Annotated in this window: 24 protein-coding genes and 1 pseudogene; 10 read left to right on the top strand and 15 right to left on the bottom strand. The window is 60.8% G+C overall.

Going from position 1 to position 26982, the window contains the following annotated elements:
• Window positions 1–2: 2 nt before the first annotated feature.
• From ACX3YF_RS26640 to ACX3YF_RS26630, 3 genes and pseudogenes are all read right to left on the bottom strand, one after another.
• Window positions 3–158: pseudogene (locus ACX3YF_RS26640) on the bottom strand (bestrophin family protein); the annotation flags it as partial.
• 6 nt (window positions 159–164) lie between these two features.
• On the bottom strand, window positions 165–1163 hold the full coding sequence (moaA, locus tag ACX3YF_RS26635; protein WP_130209169.1) for a GTP 3',8-cyclase MoaA: 999 nt from the start codon (window positions 1161–1163) through the stop codon (window positions 165–167).
• Window positions 1164–1601: 438 nt separating this feature from the next.
• The gene (locus ACX3YF_RS26630) at window positions 1602–2453 is read right to left on the bottom strand and encodes a CAP domain-containing protein (protein WP_458974595.1); all 852 of its coding nucleotides are present in this window, start codon (window positions 2451–2453) and stop codon (window positions 1602–1604) included.
• Between the two features lie 142 nt (window positions 2454–2595).
• On the opposite strand from ACX3YF_RS26630, the gene ACX3YF_RS26625 reads away from it, so the two are divergent.
• The 5 genes from ACX3YF_RS26625 (at window position 2596) to ACX3YF_RS26605 (ending at window position 6974) form a co-directional block, all read left to right on the top strand.
• Window positions 2596–3216: a cell wall hydrolase gene (locus ACX3YF_RS26625; RefSeq protein ID WP_458945461.1), complete on the top strand. Its 621-nt coding sequence runs from the start codon at window positions 2596–2598 to the stop codon at window positions 3214–3216.
• A 190-nt stretch (window positions 3217–3406) separates the two neighbouring features.
• Complete coding sequence (locus tag ACX3YF_RS26620) at window positions 3407–4384, top strand: NAD-dependent epimerase/dehydratase family protein (protein ID WP_458974872.1); 978 nt, start codon at window positions 3407–3409, stop codon at window positions 4382–4384.
• A 47-nt stretch (window positions 4385–4431) separates the two neighbouring features.
• Window positions 4432–5172 (top strand): glycosyltransferase family 2 protein, encoded by a 741-nt coding sequence (locus ACX3YF_RS26615; RefSeq protein WP_448646453.1) that lies wholly within the window; start codon window positions 4432–4434, stop codon window positions 5170–5172.
• Complete coding sequence (locus ACX3YF_RS26610) at window positions 5169–5447, top strand: lipid-A-disaccharide synthase N-terminal domain-containing protein (RefSeq protein ID WP_454838018.1); 279 nt, start codon at window positions 5169–5171, stop codon at window positions 5445–5447. Before ACX3YF_RS26615 ends, ACX3YF_RS26610 begins: the two co-directional genes overlap by 4 nt.
• Before the next feature lie 3 nt (window positions 5448–5450).
• Complete coding sequence (locus ACX3YF_RS26605; protein ID WP_458974594.1) at window positions 5451–6974, top strand: ArnT family glycosyltransferase; 1524 nt, start codon at window positions 5451–5453, stop codon at window positions 6972–6974.
• A gap of 70 nt (window positions 6975–7044) precedes the next feature.
• Here the strand turns inward: ACX3YF_RS26605 and ACX3YF_RS26600 are convergent, their stop codons facing one another.
• The 3 genes from ACX3YF_RS26600 to ACX3YF_RS26590 all read right to left on the bottom strand — a co-directional run bounded on the left by ACX3YF_RS26600 (window position 7045) and on the right by ACX3YF_RS26590 (window position 12897).
• Complete coding sequence (locus ACX3YF_RS26600) at window positions 7045–10536, bottom strand: hypothetical protein (protein ID WP_458974593.1); 3492 nt, start codon at window positions 10534–10536, stop codon at window positions 7045–7047.
• Between the two features lie 754 nt (window positions 10537–11290).
• Entirely contained in the window at window positions 11291–11806 is a 516-nt protein-coding gene (locus ACX3YF_RS26595; protein ID WP_448646456.1) for an HvfX family Cu-binding RiPP maturation protein, read from the bottom strand.
• 299 nt (window positions 11807–12105) lie between these two features.
• Entirely contained in the window at window positions 12106–12897 is a 792-nt protein-coding gene (locus ACX3YF_RS26590; RefSeq protein WP_458974592.1) for an N-acetylmuramidase domain-containing protein, read from the bottom strand.
• Between the two features lie 165 nt (window positions 12898–13062).
• Here ACX3YF_RS26590 and ACX3YF_RS26585 point away from each other — a divergent pair, with 165 nt between their 5' ends.
• Window positions 13063–14565 (top strand): aldehyde dehydrogenase family protein, encoded by a 1503-nt coding sequence (locus ACX3YF_RS26585; protein WP_458974591.1) that lies wholly within the window; start codon window positions 13063–13065, stop codon window positions 14563–14565.
• A 109-nt stretch (window positions 14566–14674) separates the two neighbouring features.
• On the opposite strand, the gene ACX3YF_RS26580 is transcribed toward ACX3YF_RS26585, so the two are convergent.
• From ACX3YF_RS26580 to ACX3YF_RS26540, 9 genes are all read right to left on the bottom strand, one after another.
• Window positions 14675–15004: a hypothetical protein gene (locus tag ACX3YF_RS26580; protein WP_047528094.1), complete on the bottom strand. Its 330-nt coding sequence runs from the start codon at window positions 15002–15004 to the stop codon at window positions 14675–14677.
• Window positions 15005–15291: 287 nt separating this feature from the next.
• Window positions 15292–15471: a hypothetical protein gene (locus ACX3YF_RS26575; protein ID WP_458974590.1), complete on the bottom strand. Its 180-nt coding sequence runs from the start codon at window positions 15469–15471 to the stop codon at window positions 15292–15294.
• 94 nt (window positions 15472–15565) lie between these two features.
• Complete coding sequence (locus ACX3YF_RS26570; RefSeq protein ID WP_458945456.1) at window positions 15566–16087, bottom strand: GNAT family N-acetyltransferase; 522 nt, start codon at window positions 16085–16087, stop codon at window positions 15566–15568.
• Window positions 16088–16231: 144 nt separating this feature from the next.
• Entirely contained in the window at window positions 16232–17533 is a 1302-nt protein-coding gene (locus ACX3YF_RS26565) for an OprD family porin (protein ID WP_196586259.1), read from the bottom strand.
• 118 nt (window positions 17534–17651) lie between these two features.
• Entirely contained in the window at window positions 17652–18131 is a 480-nt protein-coding gene (locus ACX3YF_RS26560) for a MarR family winged helix-turn-helix transcriptional regulator (RefSeq protein ID WP_130208770.1), read from the bottom strand.
• Between the two features lie 73 nt (window positions 18132–18204).
• On the bottom strand, window positions 18205–19344 hold the full coding sequence (gene aliB, locus ACX3YF_RS26555) for a cyclohexanecarboxyl-CoA dehydrogenase (RefSeq protein WP_196586261.1): 1140 nt from the start codon (window positions 19342–19344) through the stop codon (window positions 18205–18207).
• A gap of 59 nt (window positions 19345–19403) precedes the next feature.
• Window positions 19404–20186, bottom strand: coding sequence for an enoyl-CoA hydratase-related protein (locus tag ACX3YF_RS26550; RefSeq protein ID WP_448646460.1), 783 nt, complete (start codon window positions 20184–20186; stop codon window positions 19404–19406).
• 31 nt (window positions 20187–20217) lie between these two features.
• Window positions 20218–20985, bottom strand: a complete 768-nt coding sequence (locus tag ACX3YF_RS26545; RefSeq protein WP_130208764.1) for an SDR family NAD(P)-dependent oxidoreductase — start codon at window positions 20983–20985, stop codon at window positions 20218–20220.
• 47 nt (window positions 20986–21032) lie between these two features.
• Window positions 21033–22697: an AMP-binding protein gene (locus tag ACX3YF_RS26540; protein WP_458974589.1), complete on the bottom strand. Its 1665-nt coding sequence runs from the start codon at window positions 22695–22697 to the stop codon at window positions 21033–21035.
• A gap of 169 nt (window positions 22698–22866) precedes the next feature.
• Between ACX3YF_RS26540 and ACX3YF_RS26535 the strand changes: the two genes are divergently transcribed.
• The 4 genes from ACX3YF_RS26535 to ACX3YF_RS26520 are packed head-to-tail and all read left to right on the top strand — an operon-like array spanning window position 22867 to window position 26954.
• Window positions 22867–23643, top strand: a complete 777-nt coding sequence (locus ACX3YF_RS26535) for an enoyl-CoA hydratase (protein ID WP_047528107.1) — start codon at window positions 22867–22869, stop codon at window positions 23641–23643.
• A gap of 51 nt (window positions 23644–23694) precedes the next feature.
• Window positions 23695–24555, top strand: a complete 861-nt coding sequence (locus ACX3YF_RS26530; protein WP_458974588.1) for an enoyl-CoA hydratase/isomerase family protein — start codon at window positions 23695–23697, stop codon at window positions 24553–24555.
• Between the two features lie 48 nt (window positions 24556–24603).
• Window positions 24604–25800 (top strand): acyl-CoA dehydrogenase family protein, encoded by a 1197-nt coding sequence (locus tag ACX3YF_RS26525; protein ID WP_458974587.1) that lies wholly within the window; start codon window positions 24604–24606, stop codon window positions 25798–25800.
• A gap of 11 nt (window positions 25801–25811) precedes the next feature.
• Entirely contained in the window at window positions 25812–26954 is a 1143-nt protein-coding gene (locus ACX3YF_RS26520) for an acyl-CoA dehydrogenase family protein (RefSeq protein WP_458974586.1), read from the top strand.
• Window positions 26955–26982: the final 28 nt, after the last annotated feature.

The raw sequence follows: 26982 nt of genomic DNA, 5'->3' as shown, positions 1-26982 counted from the left end.
TGAACCTTGGAAAAGTAGCTGGGGTGCAGCGTTTCGATCAGCACGATGGCCGAGGCCAGCAACGTCACCATCAGGCTGCGCAGGGCAATGCGCTTGGCGATCGACCCCTTGAGTGACGTCAGGACACCGATCAGGTTGGGTTTGGGTCTGACGATCATGGTCTTTCAGCCGCCTGTCATGTTCATGAAGCGAACCACCTGGACATCGTCGTTCACTTCGAAATGGTGCCGATAAGGTTTGAGTTTCATCGCCTCGATGATGGCGTGTTCCAGGCGTTCGGGCTGGCCGGGGTGGCTGCGCAAGACAGCTTTGAGGTCGACGGCGTGCTCGTTGCCCAGGCACAGCAGCAGGCGTCCCTCCACGGTCAGCCGTACCCGGTTGCAGGTGCCGCAAAAGTTGTGGCTGTGGGGCGAAATGAACCCCAGGCGAATGTGCGGCGCTTCGGCCAGGCGCCAGTAGCGCGAAGGGCCCTGGGTCGACTCGGCGGAATCAATCAAAGTGTACCGTTCGGCGATTTTTTCACGTACCTGGGCGCTGGAGAAAAACGACTCGGCGCGGCTGTGTTCGTGGAGGGTGCCCAAGGGCATTTCTTCAATGAAGGAGATGTCCAGGTTACGGTCGATGGCAAAGCTCACCAGGTCATTGATCTCGTGATCGTTGCGGCCCTTCATCACCACGCAGTTGAGCTTGGTGTTGCGAAAACCGGCCTTGTTGGCGGCGTCGATGCCTTTGATGACCTGCGCCAGGTCACCGGTGCGGGTCAGTTCGCGAAAGCGTTGCGGGTCGAGGCAATCGAGGCTGATGTTGAGGCGCTTGACCCCGGCCTCGAACAGCGGATCAGCCAGTCTGGCCAACTGCGAACCGTTGGTGGTCATGCACAGTTCGCGCAGGCCGGGCAGGGCGGCGATCTTCTGGCACAGTTGCACCACACCCGGGCGGATCAGCGGTTCGCCCCCGGTCAGGCGGATCTTGCGGGTGCCCAGTGCGACGAAGCTGTGGGCCACCTGATAGATCTCTTCCAGGGTCAGCACTCGCTGCCGGGGCAGGAACTGCATGTCCTCGGCCATGCAATACACGCAACGGAAATCGCAGCGATCGGTGACCGACATGCGCAGGTAGTCCACCCGCCGGGAGAACCCATCGACCAAGATTCGCTCTGACATGATTTCCTCATACGCATTGAATGAGTAGCCGCAAAACCTGCAGCAGCGAGCTCGCTCCTGCAGTGACGAATGACGTGATGTGCGGATTTGTTGAGGGGAGGCTAAGTGCAACTCGGGAGAACGTCCAATCACTCTGAGTAACCGGTTGATCGACGGCATCTATGAAGCGCTGTTTTCCTTCAATAATTGGCTTTTCAATTGTTTAAGTTGTTGATAAATAACGATAAAAAATCCTCTGGGTTATCGTCGGCAGCGGGCTCGCAACGAGCGATAACGCGATATTTAACGCGCATTCCTGGTCTTTTCTTCATTAAACGATCGATGACCTCAATCAGGTCACCGTCAACGTCCGGCGCGAGAATCGATGTGGGAGCGGGCTTGTCGGTGATAACGGTCCGACAAGCTCCCTCGCCACAGAGGTCGTTTCAGGTTCGGTTCTTATTGCGCCCCGAACATCACCGTCCAGTAAATTCCCGCATCGCTTTTCGGATCGGTCGCGTAGGCCGCGCCGAGATCCCGGAACAGCGGGTTCATCACGTTGGCGCAATGGCCGGGGCTGGCCATCCAGCCATCGACCACCTTGCGCACGGTGTCTTGCCCGGCGGCGATGGTCTCGCCGATCTGCTGGAAGTCGTAGCCCGCCAGTTCCGCCCGGTCGCCCGGTGTGCGGCCATCCGGGTCCTTGTGGTCGAAGAAGTTTTTATTGGCCATGTTGCGCGCGTGCGCTTCGGCGGCGGTCGCCAGCGTGGCGTTCCAGGTCAGCGGCGCGGTGGCGCCGAAGGGCTGCGTGCCACATTGGCGCGCTTTGCTGCGAGCGATGTTGAGTTCGGCCAGCAGTTTCTGGCCTTCGGTCTGCCAGTCACCCAGGCGGGCGCTGAGCAACGGACGGGCGACAACGATTCGCCAGTCACGGTCCTGATGGCTGACACCGACATCGACGAATTGCGGGTCCAGCACGATCTGGCAAAAACTCTCCTGTATCGCTTTCATCGCCGAGGCCGCATCACGGGGCCCGGACAGGCTGATCGCCTGCACGTTCTTCATGGGGTAACCGGCGGTCACCATGGCCTGCTGCAAATTGCCGATGCTGGTGGCGGACAGCGCCAGGCGCGGGTCGGCCGACAGCGGCGGCAGCTCCGACGACACTGAACCGGCGCACCGTTGCAGCTGGCTGCGGTAGGCATTGATCGATTCGATCAGCTGTGACTCCTCACCCGCCATCGCGGTGGAGACAAACAGCAGACCCAGTGACAACCCGGCAAAGCGCATTGCGGATGATAGTGAACGCATGGAAATCCCCCTAGAGCTGACTGCGCCCATGATGCGCGAAGTTACCCCATCAAAGGCAATGGATTTTCCAGAATGTTGTGGGGGGCATGCAATCCGTTCACTACTACACTGAGTCGATACTGCCCACTGAGTTCTTCCCATCATGCGCCTCGACTGGATTGCAACCTGCCTCGCAATAACGCTGCTGGTCGGCCCGGCCTTCGCCGGTGATCAGGATCAAAAACAACAAGTCGCCAAAGACAAGGCCGAGGTCCTGGAGCAAAAGGCCGCGGATAACAGCAGCCCGGCACCGGCACCCAAGTCTCAAGCCATTACTCAACCTGAAGTCCAGGCGGTCGATCCGGCGGGCAAAGCACCCTTGGACGACGCGATCACCTGTCTGGCCCGTTCCATCTACTGGGAGGCCAAGGGCAAGGACTCCACCGACATGGAGGCCGTCGCCAATGTGGTGATGAACCGACTGGGTCACGAAGGCTTCCCGGATACGGTGTGTGCCGTGGTCAAGCAAGGCTCGGAAACCAAGAGCTGCCAGTTCTCCTGGTGGTGTGACGGCAAGCCCGATTCGGCTCAGGAGGAGGCTCCCTACGCGATCGCCAAGGAAATCGCACGCAAGGCGCTGAACAAACAATTGCCGGACCACACGGGCGGCGCGTTGTATTTTCACGACCGTACCGTCAAGCCCGACTGGGCTGACAAGTACGTCAAAACCGCTGAAATCGGCTTGTTCCGGTTTTATAAGCCCCGTGACGGGGATGCGAAATAATCCGATTGACGCGTAAAAAAATCCTTCGAAGTTTTTCTGAACCACCGAAACTGAAACATTTCTGTTTTACAAGCTTCATGACGGAGTCACGCATTAGAAACGTCATGGGCAGGAACAGAAGCATGAAGCAGGCGTGGGTATTGAGCAGCAACACTGCACCGGTCGGTGCGTCATCGTGGCGTACTGGCCGGTGACGGTTCTCGTCACCGGCGTCGCCGGGTTCATTGGATTTCACACCGCCCGGCGTCTATGCCTGGACGGACATGAAGTGGTTGGCATCGACAACCTCAATGACTATTACGACGTCACGCTCAAGCGCGCACGACTCAAGGAACTGGAGTGCTTGCCGGGCTTTCGTTTCGAGAAAATGGACATAGTCGATAAGCCGGCGTTGATGGCGTTGTTTCGCGATCAGCCGTTTAGCGAAGTGGTGCATCTGGCCGCACAAGCCGGAGTGCGCTATTCGCTGGATAATCCCGATGTTTACGCGCAATCGAATCTGGTCGGCTTTCTCAATGTGCTGGAGGCCTGCCGGTACCATCGCCCTGAGCATCTGATCTACGCCTCGAGCAGCTCGGTGTACGGCAGTAACAGCAAAATGCCGTTCAGTGTCGAGGACGCGGTCGATCATCCCATTTCCTTGTATGCCGCGACCAAGCGCGCCAATGAGCTGCTCGCCGAGAGCTATTGCCATCTATACGGATTGAAGGCCAGTGGGCTGCGTTTCTTTACGGTTTACGGACCGTGGGGGCGGCCGGACATGGCGCTGTTCAAGTTTACCGAGGCGATGCTCAAAGGCCGGCCGATCGATATCTACAATCAGGGCCAGATGGCACGGGACTTCACGTACATCGACGACATCGTCGAAAGCATCGCCCGATTGCGCACGCGGCCACCGGTATCGACCGGGGCGGGCGAAGGTGTCAACCGCTTGTTCAATATCGGTCGCGGCCAGCCAGTGGCGCTGCTGGAGTTCGTCGACTGCCTGGAAGCGGCGCTGGGTATGCAAGCCCAACGCAACTATCTACCGCTGCAGGCTGGCGATGTGGTCAAGACCTGGGCCGACGTGTCGGCCCTGGCAGAGTGGGTCGACTTCCGCCCCCAAGTCCCGGTTGCAGCCGGCGTCGGGGCGTTTGTGAAGTGGTATCGGCAGTTTTATCAAATTTGAAACGTTCGCCTTTGACAGCGGAAAAACCACAAGGCGAGGGAGACACCATGAGCCAGGACATTTTTGTATCGGTACTGATCCCAGCGAAGAACGAAGCGAACAATCTCAAGCCCTTGCTTGAGGAAGTCCGCGTGGCGCTGGCCGACGAGTCTTATGAAATCATCGTGGTCGACGATGGCAGTACCGATGCCACCTTGCACGAACTGCAGCAGGCCAAAAACAATGGTCTGAGCCAGTTACGCATCCTGCATCATGATCGCTCGCTGGGCCAAAGCACTTCGCTGTACCACGCGGCACAGGCGGCTCGCGGGCAGTGGCTGGCGACCCTCGATGGCGACGGGCAGAACGACCCGGCGGACATCCCGGGCATGTTGGCGCTGGTGCGTAACCAGCCAGCCAATGGTGATTTGCAACTGGTAGCGGGCCACCGGGTCAACCGCCGCGACACGGCGAGCAAGCGCTGGGCTTCGCGTTTCGCCAATGGCCTGCGCAGCCGCCTGCTCAAGGACGCTACGCCAGACACTGGCTGTGGCTTGAAACTGATTCAACGCGCGGCGTTTTTGCGCCTGCCGTACTTCGATCACATGCATCGGTACATTCCAGCACTGATCCAGCGCCACAATGGCCGAATGGTCGTCCATCCGGTCAACCACCGGCACCGCACTGCCGGCGTGTCCAAGTACGGAAATATCGACCGCGCCCTTGTCGGCATTCTCGACCTCTTCGGGGTGTGGTGGTTGATCAAGCGCACGCGGCTGAACACCCATGCCCAGGAGATCGAGGGATGACCCTGTCGCGCGAAGTGCTGTGGCTGGTGGTCGGCTTTGCCGGGCAAATTGCGTTCACCGGCCGTTTCGTTCTGCAGTGGCTGTACAGCGAGTACAAAAAACGCAGCGTGATTCCGGTGAGCTTCTGGTACTTGAGTATTGTCGGCAGCACCTTGCTGTTTGCTTACGCCATTTACCGACAGGACCCGGTGTTCATTGCCGGTCAGGCCTTTGGCTCCATCGTGTATCTGCGCAACCTGCAATTGATTGCGAAAAGCAAACACCTCAAGGAATAAATCATGCGTCGAACCCTGTCGCCCCGCGTCGAATGCCTGGGCCTGATGCTGCTCGCCCTGTTTTTGGTCGGTGCCGGCCTGGGGCTGCGTCAAGCGCAGAACGTCGATGAAGAACGTTTCCTCGGCGTGGCCCTGGAAATGCTGCACAACGGTTCATGGCTGATTCCCCATCGCGCCGGGGAGATCTACGGCGACAAGCCGCCGATCTTCATGTGGACGGTGGCGTTCTTCACCTGGCTCACGGGTAAACCCAACATCGCGTTGTATATTCCGGGGCTGTTTTCTGCGGTGACCGTCACGGCGATGGTCTATGACCTCGGCCGCCGGCTGTGGAACCACCGCATCGGGCGCATTGCCGCGCTGTTGTACCTGGCGACCTACCAGACCTACAGCATCCTGCGTACCGGGCAGATCGACAGCTTTCTGATTCTGTTCACTTCCCTGGGCCTGTACGGCCTGGCCCGTCATCTGTTGCTGGGGCCGGCATGGCGCTGGTTCTACGTAGGCTGTGCGGGCATGGGCATCGGCGTGATCACCAAAGGCGTGGGCTTTCTGCCGGCGCTGATGCTGATCCCTTATGCCTATGCGGTACGCAAGGATTGGTCGGGCGTGGTGGCCATGCCGGGCCAGGCGCGCAAATGGTGGCTCGGGTTGCTGGTAATGCTGGCGGCGATTGCGGTCTGGCTGTTACCCCTGACCTTGTCCATCGTGCTCAATGGCTCCGCTGACGAGGTGGCCTATGCCCGGGAAATCCTCCTGCGCCAGACCGCCGGACGCTACGCCAACTCGTGGCATCACCGTGAACCGTTCTGGTACTTCTTCACCAACGTCATTCCGCAATACTGGCTGCCTTTGGTACTGGCCTTGCCATGGCTGGTGCCAGCCTGGCGCCGTCAGTTGCAAAAGCGTGACGGCCGGGTGCTGGTGCTGCTCGGTTGGGTGGCGCTGGTGGTGCTGTTCTTTTGCATCAGTGCCGGTAAACGCAAGTTGTACATCTACCCGGCGCTACCGGGGCTGGTACTGGCGGCTGCGCCGCTGATTCCCTGGCTGCTGCAGCGCTGGTTCAAGCGGCGTCCGCGCCTGCGCCGGGTATTTCCGGCCCTGGTGGCGGGCTGGTTCGTGCTGTGGTTCGCCCGCGGGTTTATCGAACCGTTCGCCGATGGCGTCAATCCGGATCAGGCGATCATGGCCCAGGCCGCGACCATGAGCCACGGTGCGGACCTGGTGCTGGTCAATTGGGAGGAGGGGCACTGGTTGTTCGCCCGTCAGCCAATCGTGCATTTCGGCATGGACAACTCCACGGTCGAAAGGGCCGCACAATGGCTGCGTGAACATCCTCAGGATTATGCCCTGGTGCCGGACGAAGTCCTGACCCGGTGCTTCAAGCCCAAGGCCGCCCATGAACTGGGCGAGAACTCCCGTGCACAGTGGTCGCTCGTCGGCGCCGATGCCGATAACGGTCAATGCCAGCCAGGACCGTCCCCCAGGTCCTATCGGTTCGAATGGACGCCAGTCGCGGTGAAATAATCAGGGGACATGAGCCTTGCGATTGCTGCGCAACAGCAATCGCAAGGCTTCCGGTCCGAGGGGCTTACCCTCAGAACTTCGCAAAATTCAACGCATCGACAATCGCCGAACCGCCAATCCCGGTCAGCGACAACAGCAAGGCCTTGATCAGCGGGTCTTCGGCATAGCGTGAGAAGGAGCCGGTATTGAGCGTCGCCACCCGCTCGCGGATCATCTTGAACTTGCCGTAGCAGGGCGTGGTTTCCTGGGTTTCCAGCAGGTAGGCGTCGAGTCGTTGCAAGGCCCGGGTGCGGGCCTTTTCGGCGGCGCGTCGCAGCGACAGCGCGGAACCGAGCAGCAACAGCGCCGTGACCAGGTACGAAATGACCAGGCCGGGCGGTGTCGGCCAGTTGTCGAACAGGCTGCTGCGTGAGGCCACCAGGATCAACATGACCACCGTCGGCGCGTAGATCAGTCGGTTGACGGCCGAGGTGCGCTTGGCGATCAGCTGCATATCCACCCACTCATCGATGCAGGGGTGCTTGAGCGTTCCGAAGATTTTCTTGTGCTCGGCCTGCAACGAACCCGGCCAGATCGCGTGATGCTCGCTGAGATGGCGGATAAATCGGGTCAACAGCAGATTGGCGTCCATGACCCAGAACACCAACACCTGGAAGGTCAGGGTGGGAATCAGCCAGCTCACCATCCACCAGATCGATTGACCGCGAACGGGCATGCCTTCCATGGGCCAGACGACAAACAGCACGCTGGTCACGACCACGTAAAACCAGGTCGCGAGTCCCGCCCGCAGCATGCGCGCACCGAATGAACCACAGATGCAATGCTCACCCCAGAACCTTGCAATGGAGATCATCTTGCGCCCGTCGGTGCAATTGACCTGGGCCGACGCACAGGGTTTTGACCAGTCTTCGCTGGCGCTCATCAACGGGAAAAATATCAGCAGCAACCAGTGACCCAGTTCATTGCACCAGCGCCGCACGCTCCAGCCTCTGCCTCGGCGCAGCAAGCGTCGGACCTGACCCCATAAGGTCATCTCGTATTTGCGCATGTGCAGGCGCAAATGGAAGGTGGTTTCGATCTCGGCGCGGTTGATGCGCAACTTGCGCCAGCCCCAGGTCAATGCCGAGATGGATATCAGCACCGCCAGCAAGCGCAACGCCACGGTCGGCCAGGCACTGATGCCTTCGAACAGGAACATCGGCTCGCCCAGGCCATTGTCGGTCAGGGTGCTGCGCATCTGGTACGCCAGCATCAGCGCGAGGATGAACATCACCAGCGGAACCACGATGTACCACACCCAGGCGTCGTAGAAGGCCGGGACAGGACTGGCCATCGGATCTTCGGCCAGCGCCAGTTTTCGGGTGGAACGCCGGGTCAGGTTCAATGACAGGATGCCCAGCAGGATCAACACGAAGGTGAACCAGAGAAACTCCGCATGCCAAAACCGTGTGGCGATGAAGGCGCACACCGCCGCGACCATGAACAGGCTGATCGGCACGCCGCGCACCCAGGCCAGCCGCGTGTCGTGATCGTCCTGCGGACCTTCGATCCGCCACCAGAGGATAAAACTGGCGATCATCAGCAAGGAGAACGTCAGCGGCCCGGCCCAGAAAAAGGACTGGGTTTGTTTGAAGCGCTCGCGGATCGACGGCGACGGTTCGGGGTAGGGCGGTGGCGAAGGGTCCTGGAGGCAGCGCAGGGCCATCAGGTCGTGGGGGCGGATGCCGCGATCGGATTGCGATTGGGTCGGCGCCTGGCAATTGACCGGGCGTGAGGCGCTAAGCCGGGTCGCCAGTGGAATGAAACCACTGATGCCGACTTCATAAATGCCCGGCGAAAGCAGCTCCGATTTGGAATAGTCGAACTTCGCGCGCTTGACCTCGAACGACTGCGGCGCCAGCGCCGCCAGCACCGAGACAAACACCGCGCTTTGCAGGCTGTCGCGGAACGGCGGCACGTCTTGTTGCAGGGCGCGAGTCAGGGTGAGGCCGTAAGGGGCCGCCAGGATCAGGTTGCGGGTGGTCTGCGCCTGGCCCCGTTGCAGCATGCGGGCATCGAGGTCGGTGGAAAAGTACAGTTTGTAGGGCATCCGGCTCTTGAGTGCCTGCAACACCAGCAGCTTGTCGTAGGCATCGACGCCCAGGATGCCGATGGCACCGATGCCGCTTTCGCCATTGCGTCGATAGGCCTCGTCCTCGCGGGCGATGTGGTCGGCCAGGCGCCGCAGGTAGTCGAGCTGAGAATTGCCGTCGGCCTTTTCCAGCGGGCTGAGGTCGATCGGGGGGCTGCCCAGTGTGTTTTTGCCGGCATCGCTGCTGGCGGTCTTGTCGGTGCTCGCCGACTCCTCCGGCAGGCGCCCATCCAGGCCGCGTAAATAGCTGAAGCGCAAAATCCATTGATCGACCGCTTCGCGCTGGTTCTTTTCGCTGTCATTGAGGTGCGCGTCCCGGGCCACTTGCAGCTTGAAGCTTTCGATCAGCGCGCGGCTGTAGAAACTGTCCCACTCGGAAATCAAGGCGATGCGGTTGTCGCTGCGCCGCAGCGTGCGCGTGCAGGGTGAATCGACCCGGCGCTGGGTACCGTCGCTACAACGCACGCCGGCGGCCGGATCGACGCGGCGCAGCTTCAGCTCGTCGAGCATCAATTGGGTCATGGTGCCGTCGTCGCTGACGGTGCGCAGCAACTTCATGGGTTGCCGATTGACCAGCGGCGGCGACAGCCGTTGGTAGCCGCGATCCAGCGTTTCGTTATCGGCGGTGGCCAGCGGCGAGTAAATTTCGACATTCGGCGTGGCCTTGCCGATGTCCTGGTCCTGGAACATGTCTCGCAGCACGGTCGAGGTCGAAGGGCCGATGACCTTCAGCACGGCGCGTTCCGGTTGTTCGGAGCAGTCTGTGGGCGCGCACGCCGCAGCGACTTTGTGGTTCAGGGTCTGGCGCAGGGTTTCCAGGTTTTGCAACGGCGTCGGACCGAGGGCGTCCTGTTTCAACCAGAACACGATCGTGCGGTCCGCAGGTGGTGAGGCGCCTTCCAGCGCGGTCGGCGGATCGAAGGGGTTGGAGATGAACACTTCGTAGGGCGCGTCGACGAAAGCGTTTTTCTGCGGCGCATCGGGGGACAGGTTGTCGGCGAGTCTCAGGCAGTGGATGTACTGCTCCTGATCCGGCACCCGATGGGAATTCTTGAAGCCGGCGAGCAAGGCATAGCGAATGCGCCGGCGTCGCTCGACCTCATCGGCATAGGGGCCGCCCTCGACCAGCGCGACCATGATGTCGGGCGCCTGTTTTGCGCCGGACAGTGGCGAAAGGTCGGGGCTGCACACGTTCTCGGCATCGGGGTTTTTGCTGTCGCCGAGCTTTTTGCGATAGCGCTCCACCGCGTCGAAAGGGTCCTGCCAGAGCCGTGCTTCGATAGGCAGTTGCGCCTGGAACTGCGCACCGATGGGGCGCGGTTCGAGGAAGGGTTCGCGGTTGAGGGCGAACATCGATACCACCAGACTCAGGATGACCGCACTGCCTGGCAACCAAAAGGCCAGGTTCGTGCCCGAACCCTTGCTGTCCACGGCCTGTGCCTCTTGTTGTCGGCCCACTGCGTACAGTTATGTATAGACCCAATCAGGCACGGAGCTTGGCCTGAATGGACGATTATTTGCCCGATTTGCCGCTGATTGACCTCTGTAGGAGCGAGCTCGCTCGCGATGGACGTCAACGATAACGCGTGTGATCTGGATGAACGCGGCGTACTTGAGTCCATCGCCAGCAGGCTGGCTCCTACAGGAATTGCGTGACCCATGCCTGGGCATGGTCTCTTGTAGGAGCGAGCTCGCGATGGACGTCAACGATAACGCGTGTGATCTGGATGAACGCGGCGTACTTGAGTTCATCGCCAGCAGGCTGGCTCCTACAGGAATTGCGTGACCCATGCCTGGGCATGGCCTCTTGTAGGAGCGAGCTCGCTCGCGATGGACGTCAACGATAACGCGCGTTATCTGGATGTACGCGGCGTACTTGAGTCCATCGCCAGCAGGCTGGCTCCTACAGGAATTGCGTGACCCATGCCTGGGCATGGTCTCTTGTAGGAGCGAGCTCGCTCGCGATGGACGTCAACGATAACGCGCGTTATCTGGATGAACGCGGTGTACTTGAGTCCATCGCCAGCAGGCTGGCTCCTACAGGAATTGCGCGACCCATGCCTGGGCATGGTCTCTTGTAGGAGCGAGCTCGCTCGCGATGGACGTCAACGAAAACGCGCGTTATCTGGATGAACGCGGCGTACTTGAGTCCATCGCCAGCAGGCTGGCTCCTACAGGTGTTGATTTAGACAGGGCTTCGGCGCCAGAAGCATCGGGCCAGCAGCGCATCGAGACTGAACTTGCCAGGGCCTGACAGCACCAGTGGTACCAGCGCGGCAAGGTAGATCAGCGGCAGTTTGAAGTTGCCGTAGCCTTTGTTGGTGATCGAGTAACCCTGGGCCAGATCGCTCAAGGTCGACCAATCGGCGGGCCAGTGAACGGCGGCGGTGGCGACGATGGTGACCACGATCAGGCTGATCGCCGAAAAGCGTGTGGCCAGGCCCACCAGCAAGGCGAGGGCGCAGATCAATTCCACCCACATCGACAGTTCCCAGTTCAACGTGGCCGGCAGGTGGTTGAACGGAAACAGGAAGCGGTCCTGGATGTCGGCGAACCAGTTTTCGCCATTGAATTTTTCCAGACCGGATTCGAAAAACTCCCAGGCCAGAAAAATCCGCAGGGTCAAAGGCGCGATCCAGGTGCCGGCGCGGTCAAGGTTCAGGTGCAGGCCTTTGACGGTGGATGAAATGAAAGTGCTCATGGACATGGATCTCCTACAGATCAGGGATGTCGGGCGACTGTGCGCCCGTTCGGCGCAAGGATCGGCTTGGCCAATCGACAGGCGCATTTCATCAACCGGGTGTATCTGCGGTGTGTCTTTGGGGTGGGGTTTTAAGTGCGGGGTGTGTCTGGGGCAGGGCTGTACACACTTTGATACGTACATCGCAGAACGTTAAACCAGGGCAATGCCCTTGTGGGAGCGAGCTCCCACATTGTTAACCGGCCCCGTTCAGCGACATGCCCTGGCGCACTTGCGGGGCAGTTTGCGTGGGCATCGAGTCAGTCCGATAACGCCAGGACCCGGCTGCGCAAATGTTCCAGGGTTTCGTCGTTGAGCACCGTGGTCGAGTCCAGTCCTTCCTTGGCCTGGAACAGGTTCATTGCGTCACGGGTCTGCTTGCCGACGATGCCGTCGATGGCGCCAGGGTGCCAGCCCAGGTACGTGAGGTAGGTTTGCGCCATGCGGATGCGCAGGTCCGGCGTGCCTCCATAAGAGAACTTTTGATACGCGGCGCTGAGTCGCAAGTCGTAGTTGTTGATGGCGTAGTTGGGGCCGTTGTAACGACGGGCGAAGTTCGCCCAGTCCTTGGCCCGCAGCGCCGCGACCGATCCCCCCTCGATCAGTTGGTTCACGGTGCACAGCAGTTGTTCGTTTTCGGATGCAACCATGCGCTTGATCATCGCCTCGACATCCGCCGACCTCGTTGCGGCGAAATTGAAGCCCATCGTCTGGCCGAGTCCCCAGGAAGCGCTTTGCAGGGCCGCGTTGCGGTTCAAGCTGATGGCCTGATTCAGCCGATCATATTGATGCGCTCCCGTTGCGCCGTAGCTGCCGGGGGATTTGCTGCTGATATCGGGGTGTTGTGCGTCAAACGCCTGATGGGTCAGGCGGCTGAAGACGTGACGTTCGTAAAGGATTTTCGGGCGCCGGTCGGAAAAGAATCCGTTGCCGGAGGTTTCTACTGCTAGCACAGCCCAGAGTTGCGCAGCGCTGACTTTGGCCAGATCCAGGGCATTTTCCATTCCTTCGTCGTCAAGCGCTGCGCCATGGCTGGTGAATTCATCGCTCATGACGGCCTCCGTCGAAAACAGGAAACGCGGGTACGCGCTTTAAGCGTAGGCGGGCCGGGCCGGGGCAGAGGGTTTTACGATCATCGGTGCCGGCCAGCGGCGGATGACGCTCAGGGACTTTTGCTATACATTTTCCGCCCGCCCATTGCATGGTGATACTGCTTCATGTCTTTCGCGCTCGAACGTCTAGTCGCTGGCACGCCGATCCCTTTCGCCGGTAATCGTGTCACTGTGGTCAGCCCCGAACTGGCGGCACGCTTCCAGCCCGGTGACCACCTGTTGGTGGAGCAGGTCAGCGGTGAACTGCTGCTGATTCCAGTGGCTGACCAGCAGGCGGCGTCCGTCGCGATTGCCCGTGCCGAAGCGGCGTTTACTGCAATGTCGTTGGTGTCGGATCAAGCCATCAGCACCTTCTTCGATCTGTTTGCCCAACGTCTGGAGACCCCGGACTGCTGGGCCTTGATCGAGGCGGCCAACCTGGCTGACATCGAACGGGCCAAGGCTCGCGGTCGTTCGACCACCCGTTTGCTGGCCGATGAGCGCATGCGTCGCGACATGATTGCCGGCCTGCGCGCCTGGCGCGATGCCGCGGCCACCCGCGGCCAAGTGGTCAGCTGCGTCGAGCATGACGGCTGGAAAGTCGAGCAGGTGGTTTCTCCGCTGGGCATTGTCGCGTTCGTCTTCGAAGGCCGGCCGAACGTCTTCGCCGACGCCGCCGGTGTGCTGCGCACCGGTAACACTGCCGTACTGCGCATTGGCAGTGATGCCTTGGGCACGGCCCAGGCCATCGTCACTCACGCGTTGAATCCGGCGCTGGCCGACGCCGGCCTGCCGACCGGTGCGGTGTCGCTGGTGGAGAGCGTCAATCATGCCGCCGGTTGGGCAATGTTTGCCGACCGCCGTCTATCGCTGGCCGTGGCCCGGGGTTCAGGTCGTGCCGTCAGCCAGTTGGGCAGCATCGCGCAACAGGCCGGCACCGCCGTCAGCCTGCACGGCACCGGCGGCGCCTGGTTGATCGCCCACAGCGACGCCGACGCCACACGTTTCGCCGCGGTGGTGCGCAACTCCCTCGACCGCAAGGTCTGCAATACCCTCAATGTCTGCCTGATCCATCGCGACCGCGCCGCCGAACTGGTGCCGCTGTTTCTGGACGCACTGCAACAGGCCGGCAAGGCACGGGGCCAGGGCTGCAAGTTGCACATCGTAGAAGGCAGCGAAGCCTATCTGCCAGCGGAGTGGCAAAACGCGACCGTCGAGGTCTACCGCGCTGAAGGCTATCGCACCGAGCCCCTGGCCGAGCCGCTGCCGGAAGAGCAACTGGGCCGCGAGTGGGAATGGGAAGAAACCCCTGAAGTGAGCCTGAAGATCGTTGACGACCTGGACAGCGCCATCGCCTTGTTCAATCGCTACAGCCCTCAGTTCACCGTATCGCTGCTCAGCGAAGACGCGGCGACCCAGGAGCGTTTCTACAATGCGGTCAACGCGCCCTTTGTCGGCAACGGGATTACCCGTTGGGTCGATGGCCAGTACGCGCTCAACAAGCCCGAGCTGGGCCTGTCGAACTGGGAAAGCGGACGCCTGTTTGCCCGTAGCGCGATTCTCTCGGGCGATGGCGTGTTCACCATCCGTAGCCGCATGACCCAGACGAATCTGTCGGTGAAACGTTAAAAACGCCTGACGCGGCGGCCGTTGCGGTCTGCCAGGCATAAACAAAGGGCCTGCTCCTTATCGGGAGCAGGCCCTTTTTTATGGGTCAGTCAGTGATGACGCTTGCTGATCAGTAGAACCGGTCAATCACCCGAACTTCGTTCTGGTTCTGCATCGATGCCCAGGTCTGTTTCAGCGTTTGCAGAACATTACCGATGAAGTCCTTGTCGGCCGCTGCTTTCTTGCCGACATAGCCCTGGCCGCGACGGTACATCTTCAGTCGGGCGAGCAGGTTCTGGTTGTTCTGGTCAAACTCCGTTTCATGGGCATGTGGCGACAGGCAGTCGATATGAACCTGGCCCGACTTGCTGATCCACAGAATATGGCTGTCGTGGCTGTCTTTTTGCGCAGCGAACATACGAGCCAGTTCTTCGATAGTTGGTTGATTGTTCAGATTCATTTTAAAACCCCTTGACCATTTGGTGATCTTTCAAAGTTGATTCGCTAATACAAGTAGCCCATCGGTTAGTTGATCCCTGGCACCGAAACCAGGACGTCAGCAGTCGTCCGCCATATTCGACGGGGTCCCGCATCTGTTGCATGTAGTCGTGTTGAATAACTGCTACGCGTTAGCGTCACAACGAAGAGAAGCAGCGAATACCTTCAGGCCACTGCCGACGTTTTCAGGGTCGGGCACAAGCGTCATGAGGATGGATCGCTAGCGCTTCTCGTCCTTGTACTGGACGTTCAGGCCAGGTCAGCTTCTTCAATCTGCCTTGTGGGCAGGGTGTATCCGGGAAAAAACAGCTCGGCGGTCAGACGAGCTTGCTCAAGCGTGTTGCGTGTACTCCCGATCGGGGAGACGTCTGCATCATGCAAGGGCAAATCGAAGGCGTCAACGGTTTTGTAGTGAATATTTTTCGTCACTACATATTGTCTGACAAAGCTGTTTGGAATTAGCGCAAAGGGTGTGGGGGGCTGTGGGGCGGATGGATCGCCGGGATCTGAGCCTTTGGCGGTTCTACGGGATTGGGCCTGGTGCTGGCGAAGGTGGCGATTTTTCAAAGCGGTAAAGGGTGCATGGATAACCGCCAATCGACGGGTGATGCAGGCTGTACTCGCCACCCGTGAGATCGGGCATGACCGCAGCCCAGAACAGTCGCGCCGGTTGGTTCGCCTCGATGTGGAAAATCTGCCATTGACCGGGGAAACGGCTCAAGAGGGTGGAAACGACAAACTTCGCGACACCCTGGCCACGAAAGCGCCGGGTCACGAACAGGTAACCGATGTTGTGCTCGATACCGGGCCGATGGGTTTCATCGTCCACGGTCACGAACCCGGCCAATTCCCCGTCCACCCTGATGAGAAAAGGCCGGGTCGCGGGTTTTCGCCAGTAATCGGTCAGGGGCAGGATCTTGAAGAAACCGTGTTCAGCCAGTTTCAACGGCAACCACTCGCTGAAGTCATAGGTATAGAACTGCATCAGGCATTCAATGGTTTCCAGATCGTCGCGCTGTGCGGCGTGCAGCTTTATCGAAGGCATCACCGGTGGCTCCTGATATCCGTCCGTCAAGGATAGTTGGAACGGCGAGTGAACCGTGGCGAGGGAGCAGGCTCCCTCACCCGGGTTGTGGCGATGCCACGTCTGTCTGAATTCAGTTCCGGGACAATGGGCGTAAACCTCGGCCTACCAGAACTTGAACGTGTAGGCGACGATCAGGCGATTTTCATCCACATCGGTCGTTTCGCTGCCGCGATAAGTGACATTGCGCCAGCGCAGGCTCAGGTTTCGTAAAGGCCCGCTCTGGATCACGTAGGCAATGTCGGTATTGCGCTCCCACTCTTTGGCCGCAACGCCTCGAATCTCGAAATCATTGCCTCGCATATAGCGGGTCATCAATGTCAGTCCGGGCAGGCCCATGGGGGCAAAGTCATAGTCGTAGCGCAATTGCCAGGAGTCTTCCCTGGCCCGGACAAAGGGTTGGTAAGTGCCGTTGTTCAAGGCCCAGGGATCGGCAACCAACAGATAGGGAAGTCCGGTGTCACCACTTTGGTTTTGATAACCAAGGCCCAGGGAATGGCCACGGCTGCTCACCGTGAACATGCCACCCAGATAGCGGTTGTCGACGTTGGTATGGCCTTCGTTATCGCTGCCGAAGTAGCGCAGGTCGGCCTTGAAGTTGACGCTTTCGGTCAGGGCCGACTTGTATAAAAGGCTGGCGGCATTCTGGCTGTAATTGTCCTTCAGTTCGGCGCGGTAAAACGTGGCGCTGAGATTGGGCTGGAGGGCGTAGGTCGCGCCTGCGTAGTTGAAACGGTCTGTGGGCACGCCGCCGGTGGAGCCATCGGCCGCCATGCGCATGTCTTCGTAGTCGGACGAGTCGCGCTGATGGGCCTGGCGAAACTGTCCGGCGGTGAGGCTCAGGTTCTGGATGTCAGTGGAGACGACCTGGCCACCCTGATAGGTTTGTGGCAACAGGCGTGTGTCATTGCGGAACAACACGGGCATGACCGGTTCGTGGTTGCCGAGGGTGACCAGGGTCTTGGCGACTTTGAGCTTGGCGGTCGGCGCCAGGAAGCTGTACTCGTCGACGGGCTCGCCGGTCCGTTGATTGCGCTGCAGGACACCCGTACCACTGCTGCCGCCGCCGGAGTCGAGCTTGACGCCGACCAGCCCCAGGACATCCAGGCCAACGCCGACCGTACCCTCGGTGAACCCGGAGTTACCGCGCAAAATGAAGCCTTGTGCCCAGTCTTCGGCCTTGCTCTGGGGCTTGCCATCATGGCGCGGTCCGTCGGACAGACCCGCATCCCGGTAATCGCGATTCATGTAGAAATTTCGTGTGTCCAGGCTCAAGTGACTGTCGGCGACCAGGTCTGCATGGGCCTGTGTCGCGAGCAATAACGCAGACACACAAGTGGCTTTCAAGGAATACCGGGCGCGAGTCGGCCCGGCCAGATGCCCAGTGACGGGATTGGCTATACGCATGATGTGATGTTCCTGCCTGCCGTGAGTTGTTTTTGTTGTTCAGCCAGCCCCTGGAAAGGGCTGTTCAGGGTTTTATGAACAATGACGCTTCGGCGAGGGCAGGAAGGTTGGGATCAGCCTACTGCGCCTCGTCGTCTTGCTGCTCGCTACCGAGCGATATGGCGGCCATATCGCCCTGTAGTTTGTTGAGGTAATGCAGCAGGCTGACGCTGTCGTCGAAACTGAAGCCTTTCAATGCCTGCTGGTAAAACGCCTGGATCCGCTCCTGCAGAGAGTCCCAGAATGCCCTGCCGGTATCGGTCAACTGCACCAGGCGGGCACGTCCGTCATCCGGGTGGGGCACGCGCAGCACATGGTTGTCGCGCTCCATGCGTTTGAGTACACCGTCCAGGCTCTGGCGACTGACGAACAGGTATTCGGTCAGTTCAAAGAACGAAATACCCCCTTCATAACGTTCGCGTGACAGTGCGCCGAGCACGGCCCATTGCACCGTACTGATGCCCATCTCTTTCTGGACTTGCCTTTGCAGCACGTTACCGGTCTGGAACAACCGGAAAAACAGCGTATTGGGTACGGATCGGGTATCGCTATTGTTCATCAATGTTCCTTGTCGGCTCCGTAAGGACGAGCGCGGCTGTATGAGCGCCCGGCCTGGCGGAGCAGGCAGGGCATCAGTTGGGGACAAATTCGCGCGCGATGATATTTTTCATGATCTGCGCGGTGCCGTCACCGATTTGCAGGCCAAGTACATCGCGCAAGCGTTGGGCGAACGGCAGGTCCTCGCCGTAACCGGTGTGCCCATGGGCCAGCAGACACTGCTTGACCACATCGAACGCCAGTTTCGGTCCCCACCATTTGTTCATGGCCGCCTCGGCATTGTGCGGCTGCTTATTATCCTTGAGCCACAAGGCGTAATAGCACTGCAGGCGCGCAGCATGCACGTAGGTCTGCAATTCTGCCAGTGGGTGGGTCAAACCCTGAAAGGAAGACAACGCCTGGCCGAAGGCCTTGCGTTCGGTCAGCCATTGCCAGGTTTCATCCAGCGACTGCTGGGCCAACGCCAGGCACTGCAGACCGATCAGGGCGCGGCTGTAGTCGAAGCCCTGCATCACCTGTTTGAACCCCTTGTTTTCATCGCCCAGGCGATGGCTGACCGGCACTTCGACGTTATCGAAGAAAATCGACCCGCGGCCAATGGCACGCTCGCCGGCATCCTCGAAACGGGTGGTGCTGATGCCCGGCAGGTTCATGGGCACCAGAAAAGCGCTGATACCGCTGGCGCGTTGCTCAACGGTGCCCGTGCGGGCGAAGACCACGGCGACATCCGCCTGATCGGCCATGGAGATAGACGTTTTCTCTCCGTTGAGCACATAGACGTCGCCTTTGAGTTCGGCCTTCAGGCGCAAGCTGGCAGCGTCGGACCCGCCGCCGGGTTCGGTCAGGGCAATACAGGCGACCTTGCGCCCGGCCGTCATTTCACCCAGCCATTCCCGGGCCAGCGAGGCGTCGGCGTATCGGGCGATGATCTGGCCGTTCAACGACGTCAGCAGGGGGATGTACGCGACGTTGAAGTCGCCACGGGCCAGTTCTTCGATGATCAGGCCGGCGGTGACACAGTCCAGGCCGCTGCCGCCGAACTCCTCCGGCAGTTCGCCGCCGAGCAGGCCCATTTCGCCCATTTGGGCAATGACTTCACGCTCGATGCGGCCATCGCGATCCCGTTGGCGGTAACCGGGGGCGAGGACGTCAGCGCTGAATCGTGCAACGCTGTCGCGGATGGCATTTTGTTGTTCTGTGAATGCGAAATTCATGATGCTCTCCAGGCCATTCGGGTGCTGGGCCGGCAGCGCGATGGCTACCGGCGCAGGGGTCATTTGTAAAATTTACGGAACTCGGGCTTGCGCTTTTCCTTGAACGCCGCGACGCCTTCCCTGGACTCTTCAGTGTCGTAGTACAGACTCAGGGCCTGCATGCCGAGGCCGCCGATGCCGCCGATGTTGGCGCTGTCGGCATTGAACGAGCGCTTGGCGATGGACAGCGCGGTAGGGCTCTTCTCGAGAATTTCCTCGCACCACTTCTGTACTTCTTCATCGAGCTGTTCGTGGGGTACCACGGCGTTGACCAGCCCCCAGTCAAGCGCCTGACGGGCGCTGTACTTGCGGCACAGGTACCAGATTTCGCGGGCGCGTTTTTCGCCGATCAGGCGCGACAGGTAGGCGGTGCCGTAGCCCGGGTCGACCGAGCCGACCTTGGGGCCGACCTGGCCGAACACCGCGTTTTCGGAGGCGATGCTCAGGTCGCAGACCACGTGCAGCACGTGCCCGCCACCGATGGCGAAGCCGTTGACCCTTGCGATCACGGGCTTGGGCACTTCGCGAATCAGATTCTGCAGTTCTTCGACCGGCAGGCCGATCAGGCCGCGGCCGTCGTACTGGCCTTCATGGGCGCCCTGGTCGCCTCCGGTGCAGAATGCCTTGTCGCCTGCGCCGGTGAAGACGATGACGCCGATTTCCTTGTTCCAGCCGGCGCGGTTGAACGCGTCAAGCAGCTCCATGCAGGTCTGGCCGCGGAATGCGTTGTAGCGCTCGGGGCGGTTGATGGTGATGGTCGCGACACCGTTGAGTTCCTGGTACAGGATGTCTTCGTAGTTCATTGCATGCTCTCCCCTATGAGTGTCGTCTGGCTTAGCCAGCCATCGTCAGGCCGCCGGACACGCTGATGACTTGACCGGTGATGAAATTGGCATCGTCGCTGGCGAGCAGGGCGATGATTCCCGGATAGTCTTCCGGTTGGCCGAGGCGGCGCATCGGCACGGCATTCTTGAAGGCTTCCAGGAGCTTTTCCGGGTTGCTGGAGGTTTCGGCCACGCTTTTGAGCAGTGCGGTGTCGGTCGGACCGGGGCAGACCACGTTGACGTTGATGTTCTTGGTCGCCAGCTCTCGCGCCAGGGTTTTGCTCAAACCCACCAGGCCAGCCTTGCAGGCTGCGTAGACCGCCTCGCCCGACGAGCCGACCCGGGCGGCATCAGAGGCAATGTTGATGACTTTGCCGCCACCGGCCTCGAGCATTTTCGGCAGCACCACGTGGTGCATGTTCAGGGCGCCGGTCAGGTTGATCGAAATCAGCTGCTCCCAGAGCTTTGGTTCGGTCTTGAGGAATGGCATGAAGCGGTCGAACCCGGCGTTGTTGACCAGTACGGTCGGCACACCCAAGTCTTTTTCGATGGTCGCCACGGTCTGGGTGATGGCGTCGTAGTCGGCGATGTCGGCGGCATAGGCGACCGCTTTTCCACCGGCTTCGCGGATCAGGTCGACGGTGGTCTGCGCCGCAGCGCTGTCGCGATCCAGCACCGCCACCCGGCTGCCTTCGGCGGCGAAGCGCTGGCACACTGCGCGGCCGATGCCGCCGCCACCGCCAGTGATGATCACGGTTTTTCCACTAAGGCCTTTCATGGGGGCATTCTCCAAGTCAGTTGAGTTGCGTGTATCGAGTGTGTTGATCAGCGGCGCTTGGCCGGGTCGATGCGAATGTTCGCGGCCCGCTCGTGCAGCTTGAATTTCTGGATCTTTCCGGAGGGCGTGCGGGGCAGGGCAGGCAGCACCTCCAGGTACTCGGGCAAATAGTTGCGCGACAGACTGTGTTCGAGCAGAAAGGTCACCGCGTCATCGAGGCTCAGCTCCGTATAGCCGTCATGCAACGTGACGTAAGCGCAGACACGCTCACCGAGACGCTCGTCGGGGCAGCCCACCAGGGCCACCGCCGAAATGGCCGGGTGCTTGTAGAGCAGGTTTTCCACCTCAACCACCGGAATGTTTTCGCCGCCGCGGATGACGACATCTTTTGTTCGTCCGGTGATGCGGATGTAGCCCTGGGCATCCATACGGGCCAGATCGCCGGTGGCGAACCAGCCCTGCGCGTCGACGCCATAGAGATCGGGGCGCTTGAGGTAACCCACGAACAGGCTCGCGCCGCGGACCTGAAGATGGCCTTCGCTGCCGGCGGGCAGCGCAAGCCCTGCATCATCGACCACCCGCACATCCATGAGCGGCAGCACCACGCCGTCGCTGTAGATGGCCCGCTCGGGATCGTCCTGCGGACGCGTCATGGTGGAAGCGCCGGTTTCGGTCATGCCCCAGGCCGAGATGATTTTCGCGTTGATGCTGTTGCCAGCCTTTTCCACCAGGCTTTCCGGAATGGGCGCGCCGGCCGAGACAAAAAAACGCAGGCTCGTGAGCGCGTCACCGTTGTCCGGTGCGAGCTCGATCAAATCGGCGAGAAACGGTGTTGAGGCCATCGTGAAAGTTGGGCGCTCGGCGGCGGCGATCCTAATGGCGGTGCGCGCATCCCAGACGTCTTGCAGTACCGCTGCCGCGCCGAGGTAGATGGGCATCAGCAGGCCGTAGAGAAAACCGGTCTGGTGAGCCATGGGCGAGGCCATGAAGATGATGTCTTCGTGGCCAAGCCCCAGGCGCTCGGCATAAGGAATGATATTGCTCAGCAGGGTCCTGGAGGTGTGCAGCACCCCTTTGGGTTCACCCGTGGTGCCGGAAGTGAACAGCAGCTGGAGAATATCGTCGGCCTGGGGGCGTCGTTCTGCGAACAGCGCCTGGGTATCGCAGTCCTTTTCCCATTCCCGCTCGAGCAGTTGCTGTTCAAAGCTGTTGTGACCGTCCCCCCCTATAACCAGTACATGGCGCAGTTCCGGCAGGTCGGTGCGCAAGTCTTCGGCCATGCTGGCGTAATCGAAACCCCGGAAGTGCTTGGGCACGACCAGCAGATGACTGCGGGCGTGGCCGAGCATGAAGCGCAGTTCGCGTTCCCGAAAGATCGGCATCAGCGGGTTGAACACCGCGCCGACACGGGCGCAGGCCAGGAACAAGGCTGTCATCTGCCAGCCGTTGGGCAACTGGCAGGACACCACACTGCCTTTTTCCACACCCAGGGCGGCCAGGCCGGCACCCATGCGGGTGACCACGGCATCCAGTTCGCCGTAGGTAAACGAGACGGGATTGTTCTCGCCTGCCTGGTAGCTCGACAGGGCGCGGCAATCTTTGCCTCGTGCAACCTGTATACCCCAGTAATCTGTAATGATCATGTCACTGATGGCGCTTGTGGTGGGCGCTTCCGGATGACGATCTGGTGGTGTGCCTGTCCAGGTGTTCATTTATAAGTATCGACTCTTAAGGGTTGGAATTGTTGTTTTCTTACGATCTGGTATTGCCCTTTCGATGAGCTGAAGATAAGGCTTTCAAAATTAATGTGTCAACATGTTGTCTTTAATTTTTTCTGTGGATATATTCGAAACCCATACCGAATAACAAGAGGTGGGTGACATGGCTTTCCTGAATATCCTTGTCGAGCAGCGTGCAGCCGTCGGCCTGATCCGTTTGAATCGCCCGGCTGTCCATAACGCCCTCAATGACGCCTTGATGACCGAGCTGGGCCAGGCGCTGCTGGCCTTCGAGGCCGATGAGCGGATTCGGGCCGTCGTCATTACCGGCAACGACAAAGCCTTCGCGGCGGGTGCCGATCTCAGCGAATTGCAGTTCAAGGGTTTTGCCGATGTGTACCTGGAGGATTTCGTCACGGCCAACTGGGAAACCGTCACCCGCTGCCGCAAGCCGGTGATCGCCGCGGTTGCCGGCCTGGCGCTGGGCGGGGGCTGCGAGTTGGCGATGATGTGCGACATGGTCATCGCCGCCGACAACGCTCGATTCGGCCAGCCCGAAGTCAAGGTCGGCACGTTGCCCGGTGCCGGCGGCACCCAGCGCCTGACCCGCGCCATCGGCAAGGCCAAGGCCATGGACCTGTGCCTGACCGGGCGCTTCATGGAAGTCGATGAGGCCGAGCGCTGCGGTTTGATCAGTCGTGTGGTGCCCCTGGCAGACCTGCTGGATGAAGCCCTGGCCGTGGCCGCGCAAATTGCCGCTCACCCGGCGATCGCGGTGAAACTCAATAAAGAAGCGGTCAACCGTGCCTTCGAAACCACCCTGGCCGAGGGTGTGCAGTTCGAGCGGCGATTGATGCACGCCAGTTTCGCCAGTCAGGACCAGAAGGAGGGCATGCAGGCCTTCGCTCAGAAGCGCCAGCCGGTGTGGACCCATCGCTGAGAAACGCGATCGATTGGCAAGCCGCATAAATACAAGAAGAGGAGCTGTCCGATGACTTCAGTCGTACAAATGACCCGCGAGGCAGGCGTGGCCTTGATCCGGGTCGACAACCCGCCGGTCAATGCCCTCGGTCACGCCGTGCGCGCCGGGCTGTTGCAGGCGTTTATGGCGGCCGAGCGGGACGGGCAGGTCGAGTTGATCATGCTCTATTGCGCAGGCAAGACCTTTATTGCCGGTGCCGATATTCGCGAGTTCGGCCAACCGGCCCAGGCGCCGATCCTGCAGGAACTGACCCTGGCCATCGAGAACGGCAGCAAGCCTTCGCTGGCGGTGTTGCACGGTTCAGTGCTGGGCGGCGGGCTGGAAGTCGCGCTGGGCTGTCACTACCGCATCGCTCACCGTGCCACCCGGCTCGGCCTGCCGGAAACCCGTCTGGGTTTGCTGCCCGGTGGTGGTGGCAGCCAACGCCTGCCGCGTTTGGTGGGCGTGGAAAGCGCGCTGGACATGATCATCGGCGGCGAGCCGATCGAGGCAACCCGGGCGCTGGAGCTCGGTCTTGTAGACGCACTGTTCGACGATGCGCCTCTGGTTGCAGGCCTTGCGCATGCGCGGCAACTGTTGGCCGAGCGGGTGGGCGTGCGGCGCGTCGGCCAGATGACGATGCCAACGACATCTGCCGAGGCCGGCGCATTGATTGCGGCCCGGCGCAGCGAAATCGGCCGCACCCAAGCTGATTCGTTCTCGGCACCGCGCTGCCTCGCTGCGATCGAAGCGGCGATCCATATGCCATTGATCGAAGGGTTGCAGCGCGAGCGCGCGCTGTTTCTCGAATGCATGGCATCGCCCCAGCGTGCAGCGCTGATCGAAGATTTCTTTGCCCGGCGCCAGACAGCCAAGAACGGCCAACGCTGAACCTGCGGCCAGCCTGGTGTTGGCCTGACCATCGACCGAGGACTTTGCATGGACATCCACTACACACCCGCCGAGCTTGAGTTCCGCACCGAGGTGCGTGCTTTCCTTCGTGACGCGCTGCCGGCGGACATCGCCAGTAGCGTTCGCCTGGGCAAGCGTCTGAGCAAGGACGACCACCAACGCTGGCAGCGCATCCTTGCCCGGCGTGGCTGGTACGCGGCCAATTGGCCGGTGACCTTTGGTGGCACCGGTTGGAGCGTGGTGCAAAAACACATTTTCGAGGAGGAGTGCGCCGCCTTCGGTGCGCCGCGCCTGATCTCCTTCGGCGTCAATATGGTTGCGCCGGTGATCATGAAATTCGGCAGCCCGGCGCAGCAGGCGCATTACCTGCCACGCATCCTGAGCGGAGAAGACTGGTGGTGCCAGGGCTACTCGGAACCGGGTGCCGGTTCGGACCTGGCCAGCCTCAAGACTCGTGCCGTGCGCGAGGGCGATCACTATGTGGTCAATGGCCAGAAGACCTGGACCACCCTCGGCCAGCACGCCAACATGATTTTCTGCCTGGTGCGCACGGACAGTGAAGCCCAACAGCAGCGGGGCATTTCCTTCCTGCTGATCGACATGACCACGCCAGGCATCAGCGTTCGCCCGATCATCACGCTCGAGGGCGAGCATGAGGTCAACGAAGTGTTCTTCGACAACGTCCGCGTGCCAGTGGAAAACCGGGTGGGCGAAGAGAACCAGGGCTGGACCTGCGCCAAATACCTGTTGACCCATGAGCGCACCGGGCAGGCTGGCATCGGCCAATCCAAGGCAGCCTTGGCGCACCTCAAAGAGGTCGCCCGGCAGGAGTTGCGCAACGGCCGGCCGTTGCTGCAGGACCCGCAGTTTCGCCTGCAGGTCGCCGAGGTGGAGATTGAGCTGCTGGCCATCGAGATGAGCACCTTGCGCATCCTCGCGGCTGCCCAGGCCGGCGGTGTGCCCGGTGCCGAAAGCTCGATCCTGAAAATCAAAGGCTCGGAGATTCGCCAGGCCATCAGTCACCTGTTGCGCAAGGCGCTGGGCGCCAAGGCGTTGCCTTTCGTCGAAGCGCAATTGAACGACGGCTTTACCGGCACTGCGCTGCACAACGACTACAGCGCCGCCCCCGCCAGCCAGTATTTCAACCTTCGCAAGCTGTCTATCTACGGCGGCTCCAATGAAATTCAAAAGAACATCATCGCCAAGATGATTCTTGAGCTTTAAGGAGGCACGCAATGGACTTCACACTCAGTTCCGAGCAGCAAATGCTGCAAGACACCGTGGCCCGACTGGCCCGCGATCACTACAGCTTCGAAGCCCGCGAAGGCTACTACCACAGCGAAGCCGGCATGAGCCCGGTGTTCTGGAACCAGATGGCAGAACTGGGCCTGTGTTCGGTGCCGATTGCCCAGGAACATGGCGGCTTCGGTGGCAGCGGCGTGGACAACCTGCTGATCATGACCGAGCTCGGTCGCCACCTGTGCCTTGAGCCCTTCCTGCAGTCGCAGATTCATGCGGCCGGCCTGCTGCAGCAACTCGGTGATGCCAGCCAAAAGGCAGACCTGCTGCCGCGGGTGGCCGAAGGCTCGCTGCAACTGGCGGTGGCTCTGGAAGAACTGCAAAGCCATTACCAGCTGCACGATGTGCAGACCCAGGCGCGCCTGGTCGAGGGTGCCTGGTGCCTGTCCGGGCGCAAGATCTGCGTGGTGGGTGCGGCCAGTGCGGGATTGATCCTGGTGTCGGCGCGAACCAGCGGTGATACACGTTGCGAACAGGGCATCAGCCTGTTTCTGGTCGAGGCGCAAGCCCATGGGTTGCAGCGTCGCGATTATCCCTGCATTGATGGCCCGCGAGCCAGTGATCTGATTCTCGACGATGTCTTTGTGTCCCGGGGGGCTTTGCTCGGTGACATCGGCGAAGCCTTGCCGGCGTTGCGTTATCAGCAGGGGCGGGCCATTGCCGGGCAGTGCGCCGAGGCCGTCGGCGGCATGCAGGAAGCCTTTCGCCTGACCCTCGACTACCTGAAGACGCGCAAGCAGTTCGGCACGCCAATCGGCAAATTCCAGGTGCTGCAACATCGCATGGCCGACATGTGCGGCGAGCTGGAAATGGCCACCTCCATGGCCATCCTTGCCGCCTGCGTGGCTGATCAAGCCGATGGCGATGAACGCAGCCGGCAACTGGCCGCCGCCAAGTTCGTGGTGGTCCGCGCCGCACGCCTGATCGCCGAGCAAGCGATCCAGTTGCACGGCGGTATCGGCATGACCTGGGAGTACAGCCTGGCCCATCACGCCAAGCGCCTGGTGATGCTGAGTCATCAATTGGGCGATGACGATCACCATTTGCAGGTCTACGCCGAGTTGCTGCACAGCGCCTGACCGATCACTGCACTCACACGGGAACACA

It is taken from the genome of Pseudomonas fluorescens group sp. PF-69, from assembly GCF_054481235.1.
Note: the sequence above shows the minus strand (reverse complement) of the source record. Positions and strands in the feature narration are given on the sequence as shown.